A 14,566-nucleotide genomic window follows, 5' to 3' on the forward strand; every position below is an offset into this window, starting at 1 on the left:
CGTGGCGATTGCAGGGCTCGGTACTGACATTGTTGAGATTTCGCGTCTTGGAAAAGGCGATACCGCCAACGAACGTTTGGCAAAGCGGGTGCTTACACCTGCTGAATGGCAACAGTTCTGCGAACATGCAAGACCGGTACGTTTTTTAGCAAAACGGTTTGCAGCAAAGGAAGCGGCGGTGAAAGCGTTAGGGACGGGCATAGGAAACGGCATAAGCTGGCAGCATATTGAAGTACGCAACAATAACCTTGGCGCGCCAGAACTACACTTTTCTGGCGAGTTCGCAGCGATGTGTGAAGCCAGGGGGATTACGCGAAGTGTGGTGAGTATTTCAGATGAGCAGCATTATGCGGTGGCCACCGTTATACTAGAGACAGTATAGAAAAGTGCAGCTTTTCGTTACGCAGCGTTCTCGATACGCGGCGCTTTTACCTACAAGGTAGGTTTAGCCTTAGTCTCTGTGGGCTAATATCAACGGTCAACAGACCCTATTTACACCCAATTACGTCAATACAGGTATCCGGAGTCGCCCTTGGCAAACCTTTTTAAACAGTCTCGCGCTAAGCAAAAAAATAAAACAACCCCATCCCAAACTCAGACGAGCACGAAGGGAAGTGCTAGGGCGAATGCGCAAGTCGCCGGGCTTAGGTTTAAAAAAAGCAAGCAATCAAAAGAACACAATACCGCGCAAGACGCCAATAATAATGCCATAACCATCCAGGAATTAGATTGGATGGGACAGGGCGTGGCTCGCGGCGCTACGATGTATTTCGTTGAAGGTGCACTACCCGGTGAAACTTGTGACATAGAGGTGGTATCGAGCAAAAAGAAGGTTGTTAGTGCTAAAACAATTAGCATCCAAGGGCCAAGCGAATTGCGGCAACCCCCCTTCTGCCCGGTATTTGAAGCTTGCGGTGGCTGTCAGTTGCAGCATATTGATGCCGACGCTGCGTTAGCGTACAGAGATAACGCGCTTAAAATTATGATGGAGCGTCAGCTTTCTATAGGTAGTGGCGTTTGGCAAGCTCCACTGGTAGGACCGCGCCCTCAATATCGCAGGAAAGCGCGGTTAGCTATTGATGCCCGCAACCCAGATAATATTAAATTGGGTTTCAGAGAGGCCAACAGCAACAAAGTAGTTAACCTTGACACCTGCCCTATACTCGTTAACCCACTATCAACGGCTATAGGCCCGTTGCGTAATGCGCTAGAGGGGTATGATAGCGCGCGCCATATTGGGCATATCAGTCTTATTGCTGGCGACAACAGGGCGCAAGTAGTTATTAAACACACTAAGGCACTAGAAGATGCGCTTATCGAAACGGTAGATGCTTTTGCTAAAGCTCTCGGTTTAGATGTGGTGCTTGAAAATAAGCAAGGTCGCCTGCGCAGTGTAGGGGAAGCTCAGGGCTTAATTATGCATACCGTTGACGGCTGCTCAATTTCCCCCAGTGCTAACGACTTTATACAAATTAATAAAGTGGTTAACGAAAAAATGATCAATCAGGCTTTAGTATGGCTAGACCCGCGCCCTAATGAACGTATCGCTGATTGGTTTAGCGGCTTAGGGAATTTTACCTTGCCTATTGCGAAAAAGGGCGCCTTGGTACAGGCAATTGAAGGGGTTGCAGAGATGGTGCTCCGTGCTAAAGATAATGCACAGCAACAGGGCATTGAAAACGTTGAGTGGTTGCATTTAGACTTGGCCAATAAGGCTAACGTCGAAGCGTCTTTGCAGCAGGGTTTTGATAAAGTATTGCTCGACCCGTCAAGAGAGGGAGCCTTGACGGTTTGTCACGCGCTTGTAAAAGCACTACCAAAAACGATAGTGTATGTTTCTTGCAACCCAAGCACGTTTTCTAGAGACGCAAAAGTGTTGATAAACGGGGGGTATGAAATGGAAAAAGCGGGCGTAGCAGAGATGTTCCCCTTCACCCATCACATGGAAATGATGGCCTTGTTTACGCAAAGGCAGCAGTAACGAGTAACGGATATGGTATCGACAAGAAAGGTCCACGAAGCCGACCGGCCACCCTTCGAAGCGTGGCTAGACAGCCTGAATTTACACGCAGAAACGAAAGACAAGCTTAGCGCTGTATCGTCTATTCCTGAGCGCTTGTTAGTCGGTCAGGAAATGGTAGAGATTCTGTGTCAGCTCAATATGGACGACGCGACGCTTCAGGCCGCCTTAGTATTTCCTTATTGCGAACAGCACGCGCTAAGCGAAGACGACATTCATGAAGAATTCGGCGGCGAAATTCGCGACCTGGTTGTTGGCGTGCGCAGAATGGACGCTATTAAGTCTTTACATGCCCGCAAAGTAAATGGGTCTGGGTTTGCAGAAAAGTCAGACGAACAGCACATTGACAGCATTCGCCGCATGCTGCTTGCCATGGTTGAAGACGTGCGTGCGGTGGTTATTAAAATGGCCGAGCGCATTTGCGCACTGCAACAGGTTAAAAAAGCGGATGAAGAAACCCGCGTTATGGTGGCTCGAGAATGCGCTAGCATTTACGCCCCGTTGGCAAACCGCCTAGGCATTGGCCAGTTAAAGTGGGAACTTGAAGACCTCGCCTTTCGCTACTTGCACCCTATTACTTATAAACAAATCGCAAAACAGTTAGACGGAAAGCGCAGAGAACGCGCCGAATACATCAATGCTATTGTTGACGACCTTCAAGGCCTGCTAGACAAAGAGCAAATCCGTGCTGAGGTATACGGTCGACCTAAGCATATTTTCAGCATTTGGAAAAAAATGCAGAAAAAACGGCTTACGTTTGAACAGCTATTTGATATTCGCGCGGTGCGCATTATTGCCGAGCGGCTACAGGATTGTTACGCAGCGCTAGGAACGGTGCATGCTAGCTACAAGCATTTACCTAACGAGTTCGACGATTATATCGCGACCCCAAAACCCAATGGTTACCAGTCGATTCATACCGTTATCGTTGGGCCTGAAAGTAAGTCGGTTGAGATTCAAATTCGCACTCAGAAAATGCATCAGGACGCAGAGCTAGGCGTGGCGGCCCACTGGAAGTACAAAGAAGGCAGCACGGGTAAACAGTCGGGCTATGACGAGCGCATAAACTGGTTACGTCGCATACTCGCGTGGCAAGAAGAAGTGGCTGAATCTGGCGATTTAGTTGAAGAGCTTCGCAGCCAAGTGTTCGACGACCGGGTGTATGTGTTTACGCCGAAAGGGGATGTGATTGACTTGCCACAAGGTGCTACGCCTCTTGATTTTGCCTATTACATTCACAGTAATGTGGGCCACCGCTGCATTGGCGCTAAAGTGAATGGGCGTATAGTGCCCTTTACTTATTTGCTGCAAAGCGGCGATCAAATAGAAGTGCTTACGGGTAAAGAGCCAAACCCTAGTCGAGATTGGATGCACCCCGGCCTCGGCTACGTGCACTCATCACGGGCTAGAGCCACTATTCACTCGTACTTTAAAAAGCAGGACAGGGACAAAAACCTTGCTGCAGGTAAAGAGCTTTTAGAGCGTGAATTACAGCGGGCCCATTTACCCGCCAAAGTGCCACACGAGGCTGTCGAGAAGTTTAAGCTGCAAACGCTTGACGATTTATATACTGCCGTAGGCGCGGGCGACGTGCGGGTTATGCAAGTGATTAACTTTATCCATCACCTTCAGGAACCGCCAGCGCCAGAACCAGAAATAAGTCCTAAGGTGAAAACCCGTAAAACGGCAGCGGGGACGGGCAAAAAAGATGCGGTGGTCGTACAGGGCGTGGGCCACTTAATGAGCCAATTAGCCAATTGCTGTAAGCCTGTGCCCGGCGAGCCTATCCTAGGCTACATCACGCAAGGGCGAGGTGTTAGCGTTCATAAAGAGAGCTGCGATCAGCTGCAGCACTTGTTGTCACAGCACCCTGAGCGTCAGATAGAGGTTAACTGGTCAGAAGAACTTAAAGTAGGGTTTGAAACCGGCATAGACATATTCTGCCATGATAGAAATGGTTTACTGCGTGACATTACCACTGTGCTTGCCAATGAAAACGTCCCGCTACTAGGGGTTAATAGCTTAAGTGATAAAAACAGGCAAACGGCGCTTATCACGATATCCATTGAAGTGCAGGATTTAGAAACAGTATCAAAAGTACTGACAAGATTAAGACAGCTTAAAGGCATTACTGATGCAAAACGCAAGCAAAGTTAGGCTTAGCGAAATGCAGCGGCTGCTTGAAATTATGGCGCAGCTGCGCGATCCGGAATCTGGGTGTCCGTGGGATGTAAAACAAACCATGGAAAGCCTCACTCGCTACACCATAGAAGAAGCCTATGAAGTGGCTGATGCTATAGCCAGCGGTGATATGCACGACATTAAAGATGAGTTGGGTGATTTACTGTTTCAAGTGGTGTTCTACGCGCAGATCGCCAGTGAGTCTAGCGCATTTTCTTTTGACGATGTAGCGCAAAGCATTAGCGACAAGCTAGTGCGTCGCCACCCGCATGTTTTTGGCGCGCAGTCTGTCGATGATGGGAAAGGCAGTGAAAAGGGCGGCGAAGCGCTTCAGCGAGCAAGACTCAGCGACACTGCCTTAAACGCACAGTGGGATGCGATTAAAGCGCAGGAAAAACAGCTTAAAAAGCAGCGTTCTGAGCAACGTGTTCAAGCCGCAGAAACCAGTATTCTAGACAGCGTTCCCAAAGGCATGCCGGCACTCATGTATGCGCAAAAGCTACAGAAAGCTTGTGCAAAGGTAGGTTTTGACTGGGCTGATGTCGCACCTGTAATTGATAAAGTGCGCGAGGAAGTGGAAGAGATTCAGCTAGAATTAGATTATAAGCAGCGAGCAGAAACCGCTGCCGAAAAAGCGTCGCAGCATGTCAATAGCACGTCCGATGGCGAAGCGATTCACGACAATCAAAATGCCATAGAAGAAGAAATTGGCGATGCACTTTTTGCTATGGTTAACTTGGCAAGACACTGCAAGGTAGATGCTGATACCGCACTTCGAAACGCCAGTAACAAGTTCGCTAACCGTTTTAAAGGTGTAGAGCGTTTGGCGGCAAAGCAAGGCGAGACGCTTGACGCATTGACCTTAGATGAAATGGAAGCTTTGTGGCAGCAGGTCAAGCAGTCTTCAAGTGCTAAGTGATTTGCACGTCTTGCGAACTAAAAACACACCTTATTCATAAACTCACTCGTCATTTTTCATGCCAGTAAACCCGTAGTGCAATGCTGAGATGCGCTATGGGTTAATGCTAACCCTACCGAATTAGCCTAATGTAGATGGAAACTTCTTTATTTTGGCGTATGGTTATTAAGTAGGTTTGATTTATGGCAAAGGGATGTAGATCCATTTTGTCTATAATCTGTGTATAAAAATAGCACGTTGGAAATGTGCGTAGCCGGTGTTGTGTCATAACACTTACCACGGAGTTGGACTGGATTGGGCGTGACTGTTTTATGAAAAAAGTACTGTATTTAACGCTGGGATTGTTTTTAACGCTTCTAGGCATTGTCGGAGCCTTCTTACCTGTAATGCCAACCACAGTATTTTTGATAGGTGCGCTTTTCTGTTTTACAAAATCTTCACCGCGCCTTGAAAGTTGGCTAATTCAGCACCCCAAATACGGCCCGAGTCTGGTTGCGTGGCGCAAGCACGGGGCAATATCGAAAAAAGTGAAATGCATTGCCTGCTGCAGCATGTTGATAAGCTTTATTCTTGTTTGTCTATTTGCATCTATGCCCATTCCCGCTTATATAGGCATTGCGATGTTTATGGGAGTAGGCGCGTACTTTGTGGTTACACGCCCCAGTATGTCAGCCGTTTAGTATTGTTATCAGTACCCACTAAATCTTTGCTCACGCATGCTTTCCCTTTCTTGACGGTAATCGTGCTGCGACTAACCTGCTAGTTCTAACGGTTCCTACCTAGTCGCTCGTGACTGCTCACCCATTCATCCGCGACCACAGCAGAACCCAAAGATAGGTCGCCGCACAACACAGTCGCCGCAACAATTTCAGCAAACTTATTCACGCTACCTCTTTGTGTACAGCCAAGTACGCGTAAACATTCATTTTGGGTTGCCAAGCCCGTCCCACCGCCATACGTAGCCACAATTAACGATGGAATGGTGACCGAGAAGTAATAGTCACCATTTGGCGTGATCTCGGCGTAGGTGAAGCCCGCTGACGACTCAGCTACGTTAGCAACATCTTGCCCGCAAGCGATGAACATGGCGGTAATGCCGTTAGCGAAGTGGGCGCCATTGTTAACGCTACCGGCCATCAGCGCGCCCATGTTCGAATATTGGCGCTGTTTAAACAAAGCTTCGGGTGGGCAGTGCATAATGTCTGTCATAAGTTGCTTGGGTAAAGTGACCTCAGCGACAACGCGCTTTCCTCTGGTATGTAGCGAGTTTAAGTGAGAGTGCTTTTTATCGGTATCTAGGTTCGCCGCTAAGACAAAATGCTCGATAGCGCCGGGGTAATTCGCTTGAATCCATTCGCAGCCTGCTTTCGTGGCTTTGCTCACCATGTTTTGACCAGCGGCATCGCCGCAGGTGAAGTTGAATCTAAGCCAGCGTAGCTTAGATGCAGCATATTGCTCAATATCCCTTAGTTTGCCTACGCTGGTGGTACTATCACAGGCTCGTTTAATGGCTTCAAAGTTTTGCTCTACCCATTTTCCAAACGCTAACGCCTCTCTGGCATTGCTAAACGCGAACATAGGTGCTCGCTGCATAGCATCATCAATAACCGTCGTAGTAATACCGCCTGCCTCTCTCGTTAAGCGCATACCTCTGCTGTAGCTGGCTGTTAGCGTGCCTTCTGTCGTCGCCATCGGAACGTAAAACTCCCCCTTTGCGTGCTCTCCGTTTACTAACATTGGGCCCGCAAAGCCAATAGGTACCTGTGCAACGCCGGCAAAGTTTTCTATGTTGCCTGATAAGGTTTCAGGCGGAATGGAGTAGTGCCCTAAGTGGTTTAACTGAGTGCCTGTCTCGCGGGCAATAAACTCACGGCGGGTCTGGCTCATATCATGGGTATAGTCGTTGTCTGAAGAACGTGGGATTTTAGGCATTAGGCCACTCCTTTTTTCTTCCATAATAGGAGTGCTGATACCGAATGAGAACTGTTTACAATTTATACATGAGGATAAGTGCCACCTATGTATGTGCTGTTTATGTAGAAAGGCGTTAAATTCACCTTTCTACACGCAAAAAGCGAGGATGTTGCTTATTTCGAACTCATAAGCGACGCGCGATAGCCCCGCATAAAGCAAATGATACTATGCTTTTTTATCCAATTTTGCCTGAAGTATAGCAATCTCTTCTCTGCGTTTTTTATCGGCTAGAGGGCGGTTGGCTTTTTCAGGCGCGTTTTGAGCACGGATTAAAAAACCTTGGGCTTCTTCGTATTCACCATCGTCGAAAAGAAACTCAGCATAAAAGAAGTTTTGGTCCATACCTTCTGGGTTAATTTCCAATGCGCGCTTAAATAATTGTTTTGCTTTCTTATCGCTTCCAAAGCTAACTGGCCAGCCTGGTACTTTATGATAAAGTGCCGCTAATACAGTGAGTGCCGTCCCCTCTAATACCGCTTCCTCTTTTTCAATGGCACGTTCTAAGTTTTCCTTCGCACTTTCAGCAAAGTCCAGGGCACCTAAACCGCCTTTCGCACTTGCAGTACTTGATTGAGAGATAGCTAGCCAGGTCAGTGCTTCAGCGCTATTTTCTGATTGCTCGACTAACACTTTCGCCTGCGCAATCAGTGCAGAAAATGCCTCTAATTGGGCTTTACCTTCAAGCTTATAGTTCGCTTTTGCCCACGCGTGTTGTAACGGTAGTAAATCAGGGGTGCTTGCATGAACCGTAGATATCGACAACGTAGTAATAAGGATGAATAGAAAAGGAGAGAAGAAATTCTTTTTCTGCATGAAAAGTCGCCTTTATAAAATAGAAGTAGTTAGGAATAAACGAGATAACTCGAAGAAATTGTTAGTAATTTCATGAATTATCGTTGAATCGGCGGCTAATCTAACGGTATTTGCAGTGAAAATCTAATACTTGTTGAAAATGGAAAGGCAATAAGAGCATTGCCTTTCCCTGTATACCTTTGGGGTGACTAACTTTTTCTCGCTATTTTCGCTTCCAATAAAGCGATCTCTCTTTTGCGACCTGAATCTGCAATAGGACGATCAGCGCGCGCTGGGGCGTCGAGCGCTTTCTTGGCGAACTTGAGCGCTTGCTCATATTTTCCATTATCGAACAAGTACTCGGCGTAGAAATAGTTGGGATCTATTCCGTCAGGGTTTATTTCAAGCGCATGCTTTAGCAATTTCTCAGCTTTTTTGTCGCTACCGAAACTAATAGGCCAGCCCGGAAGTTTATGATACAGCACACCTAGACTGGTCATCGCAGAGCCAGAGAGTGCGTTTTCGTCCAATCGCATTGCTTGTTCAAAACTCTTACGAGCATCCTTTGCGAAGTCCAGAGCACCAAGTCCGCCCTTGGCACCGGCTGTACTGGATTGAATTATGCCTTGCCAAATCAATAGTTCAGGGTTGTTGGGTTCTGCCTTAACGAAAGATTTAGCGGTATTAATAAGGGCGACGAATGCTTTTTCCTTTTCTGCATCATCAAGTTCATAGTTAATATGTGCCCACTGATGCTGAAGTGTCTTTAACGGGTTGGTTGCTGTTTCACTTAAGGCAGATGTCGGCGCTGTACTTTCTGTGACCTCGTTAGCTTGAGCCATAGCCGTATGGCTTAATGCCAGACCGAGTCCTAGAATTACCGTGGTGCTAAGCGTGGTTAATTTCTTCATAGTAATGTCCTCGTGTTAAATCAGCTTATTACCCAGGCGGGTATCGTTTTGAGCGCTGGTTTGTTTGTCTTGTGATCGCGATTTTTGAAAGGCATAGCGTTTAATTATTGGAAGTTTTTTTGCCAACGCGTTGTCAACAACACTGGGAACTAGCGCGTTAAGTTTGGCAAAAAAGCGTTCAGCACGTCCTAGCGCCACTCTTGCCAAATTGTTTTCTAACTGTTTAATAAATGCTTGTGCTACTGCATCAGGTTCGTCTGTCTGGTTGCCTAATGCGTCGTTTAGCGCAATAGCGCGTTGGTCGTTTATGTCGGTTCGCGTTGCACGTGGCGCTAGATAATGAAATTTGATTTTGCTATCGCTGAATTCTCTGTGCATGGCTTCCGTCCAGCCTTTCAACGCGAATTTAGTTGCGCAGTAGGTTCCGTGCGCAGCAAAACCGATACCTCCAAAAGCAGAGCCTACATTCACAATGTGCGCAGACGGTCTACGTTCTAGTAACGGCAGCAGGCGTTGGGTTAGTAGCATGGGTGCCAGCATATTTGTCGACACAATCGACTCGATAGGGGTGCCCACAAACTCGCCAACATAGGTAATGCCGGCATTGTTAACCAGAATACTTAAAGGAAGTCGTTGGCAGGCACTTACTACTCTATCTCTGCCTTCATCTGACGTAATGTCAGCCATAACGGCGGTATGATGAAGGGTTAAATTTTGTTGCAGCTGTTCGAGCTTCGCCTTACTTCTGCCAGTTAGGATAATGTGCGCGCCTTTTTCATCAAGCGCCTTGGCTATTGCTTTACCAATACCGCCAGTAGCACCTGTAAGAAGCACCACTTGATTACGCCACTCAATATTCATTGTATTTACCTTAACGTGTTAGCCGTTTACCTCAGGAGATAAGCACCAGAGGTAAACCCTTGAATTTAAGCAACCTGTTCCAAGCCGTGTTCGGGTGTTAATTCGCGAAAGATATCTCCGTATAAGCGATAAAACATGTTCGCGCTGTGAATGATCATTTGTTGCTCTTTGGGGGCGGTAATTTTGTTCATAAGCCCTTCAAAGAAAACAATGTGCTCTTGGTCTAGCGCACCGTGAGAGGTAAGGTATTTAAACGCTGATTTAGGCAGTGATAACTTGTCTTTGATTTGTTTTGCAGCGGCGTCGGCAAGCGCGATACTTGTGCCCTCTAAAACGAATACCATGCCGAAGAAATACAGTGGACTTTTGCGAGCTATTGCATCAAAAGCATAGGCAACCATTAATTCGGTGGCGGGTGCAGGCTGACTATTCCTCGCCTTTTCTTTATCAACGCCACAGGCTGCAAGGTCGTTAAGGATCCACTCCTGGTGACCCATTTCTTCTTCAATGTATTCACCAATTGCTTCTCTTAGCCATTCCTTATCTTCGTTGAGTTTGGCACCTGTAGCCATAAGCAGTGGAACAGTAAACTTAACGTGATGATAGGCCTGTTGAAGAAAGGCAATATAGTCGTTTAGGTTAAAATCACCGTTAAAGCAGCGTTGTATAATCGGCGCCTGTAAGAATGACTGTCTGGCATGTTCGGTGTTGCTTTGAAGTTGCTGATAGAAATTCATAAATTATTCCTTGATAACAAATTGAGAAGAAAATGCTGTTGTGCTTTGAACGCTGTACTGGTGTTGATCTTGGCTCTGGTAGAGCATGTCTAAGTCAGTCGCGTAGCGGGTAATTATTGCGTCACGTTTCAGTTTTCCCGTTGGGGTAAGCAGTTGGTTTTCTGGCGTGCAAAGACCGATGGTGGCGAAACTAACAACTTGCGCATAGTCAGGTAACTGCTTATTGATAAGCGCCACGGTGCTTTGAATCTGTGAATTAGAAATAGTATTGGAAGCGGGTACGAGGAGCGCGACACAGTAGGGTTTAGCTTCGCAATACACCAAAGCCTGCCTAAACAGTCCCGTTCCCAGCAATAAAGATTCAATCCACTCTGGTGATACATTTCTGCCAAAGCTGTTCACCATTATGTTTTTTATACGCCCATTCAGCGTAAGTGTGTTGTCAGAAAAAAAGCCTAAATCGCCGGTTCTGACTTGGGTTGGATAAAATGAGGAAGGTTGATTCAGATAGCCCAGAAAGTGGTTGCCTGTAACTACAATTTCACCCTCTTCGATGTGCAGTTGATTATGACCAAGCGTTTTTCCGGCACTGCCCATCGTATTGCAATTGGGCGTGTTCAATGTTGATACTGATACCGCTTCAGATAAGCCATAACCTTCAAATACTGGTAGTCCTTTCGCTTGAGCTTGCGCCAGCAAAGTGGGCGCTACATGCGCACCGCCAACAGCAATGAACACTAGTGATGAAGGTGGTGTCCAGCCCTGATTACATGCCTGTACTAGCACCATTAGCAAGTCGGGAACCAAGATCACCGACGATGGTTGAACGCGGTCTATCAGTGACAGCAGTGCGTTTGGATTGACGAGTTTGCTTCCTCGAAATCCGCGCTCAGATGCCGTGGCTAAATAAACGGTGCCGCCGTGGTACAGAGGGGTGTAAACACCTGCAATATTTTCAAGCAGGGTAGACAATGGCAGTAAACACAGGTGGTTCACTATTTCTGGTTGAACAGCACGCTCAATAGAATGGGCAACTTTCCATTGCGATTCAGTTGACAGGCACACGCCTTTCGGTGAGCCCGTAGAGCCAGAAGTAAAGGTTATTTTGTTAGTACCTACAGGTGTGTATACACGAGAGTCATGTTTGAGTGAATGAGCGACAATGTCGTTTTCGCAATCAATAACAGTCGGTGACTCACTCCACTCACTTAGTTCACCACCGCGATTGGTCAATAAAAAGTGACACTGGCTCTCATTTAATACATGTTCTTGTTGGGAAGTGCTAAAAAATAACGGAACTGGGACACAGCAGACGTCAGCCTGTTGGCAGGCTAAATCAGCAATCACCCATGCAAAGCTATTGTCAAAGGCAATGCCCACCCTCTCGGCATTGTGGTTTGTTATCCAGCTTGCGAGGTTCTCGACGGCGCTCAAAAGGGCGCGGTAAGTTATTGAACCGTGTGTGCATTTAAGCGCAACGTCATTATCGTGCCCATTTATATACTGATTAAGCAACATACGCTGTTTCCTTTTTTGTGCAGGTATTTTGCGTTAACGCATCCACATTTGCGGAAATAAGCTCAATTGCACGTTGGTAATGAGCATTAAGTTCAGGGCAGCCAATAATGTGTTGGGTTACGTGATTTAGCGACAGGGCAGTAACCTGAGGAGCGGTGTCATAATAGGTGCCCCAATCATCGCCATTCCCTTTAAGTTTTGACACATCTGCTTTAACAAGGGGGAGGAGTTGAATACCCGTGCCCATGAGTAAAGAGGTGAGCTGTGAGGTCGCACTGAAAACCAGATATTTGCTACCACATCGTTTTAAAACGAAGAACAGGGCAAATAACAAGGGGAGGGTATAGCGCGATGCACTGCTAAAAAGGTTACCAACTTCAGCAATATGCGCTCTGTTTACGGTTATCCCTTGTAAGGTGAGGGCAGTTTCTACCGAAGTGTTAAGGTATTGCTCTATAAAAAGAGAATTATACTGACCATCATAGGCGGCAAATCTTGCGCCTGCGGCGGCTTTAACTCCCTTAGCGTCAAGAGCAAACAGCATAGGCATAAAGGAAGTCACTCGTGCGTTGTAGCGAGCTTTAAAACCACTCGCTATAAACGCTTCAATACGGCGGCGGGCATTATGTCCATGTTTTGCCGCGATAAAGGTTATAGCGGGCTTTTCCTTTGAGACAATCGCAGGTTGCTGACTAGCAACCTGGGTTGGAACTGAAGCTAAAACGTGACTCATAAACATGCTCATTGGTTTTGCGATGTTATGAGTATTTACGCGAGACCTTAAGAGAACCTTAAGTGGGAAAAACTTTTATAAATGTCAGTCCAAAATGTTAAGAACGCCCAAGCTAATTAATCGCTTGAGCCGTCATAGCTATTAAAAACTGGGCCGTTAGCCGGTAAATCACAGGTAGCGCTCGCAGCAGTGGCAGGAAGCAATAACCATTCGTCACGGTGGACTACGCCCAGTGAAGTGGCTTGTGATAAGTCTGCACATTGAAATTTGTAGTCACTTGGAACTAACAAAAAGCGTTGACGCATTGGCGGTCTAACCCGCTGGCCTGAAACCTTTGTCTGCTCGCGGGAAGGCTCGGAAGTATTAGCCAGCCAAGCCCACGCTGTACCGTTTTCTACTTCTTTCGGGGTATGGTAACCAAAATGAGCCATTTCAAAGGGTGAATAAAGCAAATACTGTTCTTTAAAGCTGACTATCCCTACCTCGAAGGCAGTTGAATCCTTCGTCAACATATTACTTATTTGGCTTTCTGCATTTTGAAGGACTATACGGGGAGTACGGTAGTCATTTAGCAGCCATGCACCGAATGTTGAAGGAATTACAGTTAAAATGAAAAGCCATGCCAGTAATTGGCGGGCGAGTAATTCTCCATCCCCTGCGTTGCGCTTTTTATTGTAAACATAGTAGACAATATGAGTACAAAGCCCAGCGAAACCGAGTACAAGTAATACTATGCTTAAACGAACAAGGGTTTCGCTGTCGCTGTCAAAGCGCGTCATCAGCTTAACAGCGGTGGGCTCGTGAAATAGCAGTGCTAAGCCAGCAATCAATAAAACGGCAGAGATTAACGAAGTAACTGCGCGCGCAAAAAGCACCAACCCTCTTGATACAGTTGAATTCGCAAGTACCAGGCCTGCAACCATACTCAACGCAGGCAGTGCCGGTAGAACATAAACACCACGTTTACCTGGGCTGATACTAAAGAAAATGACAACCAATATTACCCATATCAACAAGGATGAGTAAGCGTGGTTGTGAGTAAGTGCATCTTTTAACGACTTAGCTTTTGATACAAGTATGGCAATTGGAGTTATCCAAAATACAGGAATAACTTCAACAATATAGTAATACCAGGGCTCTATGTGGTGCCAGGCATTGGCATATCGCTCAGCCGTTTGTTTAAACAAAATGTTCGACAAGTATTGTTGTATTTGAGGATCTTGTTTTATCAAACCAAGATAAAGTAGAGGTGCAAGCCACATCGCCACAACTGATAGCATGACTAAGGGGCCAAACAACATGCGCAATGACCACTTGCCGCGATGTGAGCCGCTGGTAAATGCGAAAAATGCAATGGGGATAAATAAAAGAACAGGTAAAAAGCCAACGCCTTTGGTTATGATCCCAAGCCCCATAAAGAACCATGCTGCAAAGTACCACCGCCAATTAACATGCACATAAAAGTGCTGAATGAGTCCGTAGACGCTAATCCAGATAAAGCAGGCGACAAGGGCATCTATTTGAGCAAATTTGGCTTGAATAAGAAACTGAGGGCTCAGTAGAAGTACGAGCATACTCAACATTGCCGCTTTTTCACTGGCAAGTCTTAGCGATAGCTTGTAGGTTAACCCCAAAGTGACAAGGCTTGCGATAGCGTTAGGCAGGAGCATAGCCACCTTCAGGCTACCCGTTATAAGGTAAAAGAAGGCAATACACCACATAAACACAGGAGGCTTGTCTGGATAAATTTCGCCACCGCGCATGGGCACAAGCCACTGTCCGCTGTTCACCATCTCTTTTGCGACCAAGGCAAATCGAGGCTCATCGGGGGGCCAAGCATCTCTGAAACCCAGACCAACAAATATCAGAGCACAGGCAAAAAAGAACAGGGTAGATGCATGGCTATTTGAATTAAGCACA

The 14,566-nt window shown here is 46.7% G+C and carries 13 protein-coding genes; 5 read left to right on the forward strand and 8 right to left on the reverse strand.

Going from position 1 to position 14,566, the window contains the following annotated elements:
• The first annotated feature begins 1 nt into the window (after nt 1).
• The 5 genes from acpS to MADE_RS03980 all read left to right on the forward strand — a co-directional run bounded on the left by acpS (nt 2) and on the right by MADE_RS03980 (nt 5,800).
• The gene (gene acpS / locus MADE_RS03960) at nt 2-382 is read left to right on the forward strand and encodes a holo-ACP synthase (protein WP_012517309.1); all 381 of its coding nucleotides are present in this window, start codon (nt 2-4) and stop codon (nt 380-382) included.
• Between the two features lie 150 nt (nt 383-532).
• Nucleotides 533-1,981, forward strand: a complete 1,449-nt coding sequence (rlmD, locus tag MADE_RS03965; protein WP_012517310.1) for a 23S rRNA (uracil(1939)-C(5))-methyltransferase RlmD — start codon at nt 533-535, stop codon at nt 1,979-1,981.
• A gap of 12 nt (nt 1,982-1,993) precedes the next feature.
• Nucleotides 1,994-4,177 carry a GTP diphosphokinase gene (relA, locus tag MADE_RS03970; RefSeq protein ID WP_012517311.1) on the forward strand — a complete coding sequence of 728 codons (2,184 nt, stop codon included), beginning with the start codon at nt 1,994-1,996 and terminating at the stop codon, nt 4,175-4,177.
• Nucleotides 4,155-5,120: a nucleoside triphosphate pyrophosphohydrolase gene (mazG, locus tag MADE_RS03975; RefSeq protein WP_012517312.1), complete on the forward strand. Its 966-nt coding sequence runs from the start codon at nt 4,155-4,157 to the stop codon at nt 5,118-5,120. Before relA ends, mazG begins: the two co-directional genes overlap by 23 nt.
• 311 nt (nt 5,121-5,431) lie before the next feature.
• On the forward strand, nt 5,432-5,800 hold the full coding sequence (locus MADE_RS03980) for a YbaN family protein (RefSeq protein WP_012517313.1): 369 nt from the start codon (nt 5,432-5,434) through the stop codon (nt 5,798-5,800).
• 85 nt (nt 5,801-5,885) lie between these two features.
• Here the strand turns inward: MADE_RS03980 and MADE_RS03985 are convergent, their stop codons facing one another.
• The 8 genes from MADE_RS03985 to MADE_RS04020 all read right to left on the reverse strand — a co-directional run bounded on the left by MADE_RS03985 (nt 5,886) and on the right by MADE_RS04020 (nt 14,565).
• Nucleotides 5,886-7,052, reverse strand: a complete 1,167-nt coding sequence (locus MADE_RS03985; protein ID WP_012517314.1) for a hydroxymethylglutaryl-CoA reductase — start codon at nt 7,050-7,052, stop codon at nt 5,886-5,888.
• A gap of 207 nt (nt 7,053-7,259) precedes the next feature.
• A complete protein-coding gene (locus tag MADE_RS03990) occupies nt 7,260-7,907 on the reverse strand; it encodes a tetratricopeptide repeat protein (RefSeq protein WP_012517315.1) in 648 nt (215 codons plus the stop codon).
• Nucleotides 7,908-8,095: 188 nt separating this feature from the next.
• Nucleotides 8,096-8,797 carry a tetratricopeptide repeat protein gene (locus MADE_RS03995; protein WP_012517316.1) on the reverse strand — a complete coding sequence of 234 codons (702 nt, stop codon included), beginning with the start codon at nt 8,795-8,797 and terminating at the stop codon, nt 8,096-8,098.
• 15 nt (nt 8,798-8,812) lie between these two features.
• Nucleotides 8,813-9,658 carry an SDR family oxidoreductase gene (locus MADE_RS04000; protein ID WP_012517317.1) on the reverse strand — a complete coding sequence of 282 codons (846 nt, stop codon included), beginning with the start codon at nt 9,656-9,658 and terminating at the stop codon, nt 8,813-8,815.
• Between the two features lie 65 nt (nt 9,659-9,723).
• Nucleotides 9,724-10,395, reverse strand: a complete 672-nt coding sequence (locus MADE_RS04005; RefSeq protein WP_012517318.1) for a TenA family transcriptional regulator — start codon at nt 10,393-10,395, stop codon at nt 9,724-9,726.
• A gap of 3 nt (nt 10,396-10,398) precedes the next feature.
• On the reverse strand, nt 10,399-11,913 hold the full coding sequence (locus MADE_RS04010; RefSeq protein WP_012517319.1) for an AMP-binding protein: 1,515 nt from the start codon (nt 11,911-11,913) through the stop codon (nt 10,399-10,401).
• The gene (locus tag MADE_RS04015; RefSeq protein ID WP_012517320.1) at nt 11,903-12,646 is read right to left on the reverse strand and encodes a thermostable hemolysin; all 744 of its coding nucleotides are present in this window, start codon (nt 12,644-12,646) and stop codon (nt 11,903-11,905) included. The genes MADE_RS04010 and MADE_RS04015 overlap by 11 nt, the downstream gene beginning before the upstream one ends.
• A gap of 116 nt (nt 12,647-12,762) precedes the next feature.
• Nucleotides 12,763-14,565, reverse strand: a complete 1,803-nt coding sequence (locus MADE_RS04020) for an ArnT family glycosyltransferase (RefSeq protein ID WP_041912821.1) — start codon at nt 14,563-14,565, stop codon at nt 12,763-12,765.
• Nucleotide 14,566: the final 1 nt, after the last annotated feature.

The sequence above is a fragment of the Alteromonas mediterranea DE genome (assembly GCF_000020585.3).
Taxonomy (GTDB): Bacteria; Pseudomonadota; Gammaproteobacteria; order Enterobacterales; family Alteromonadaceae; genus Alteromonas; species Alteromonas mediterranea.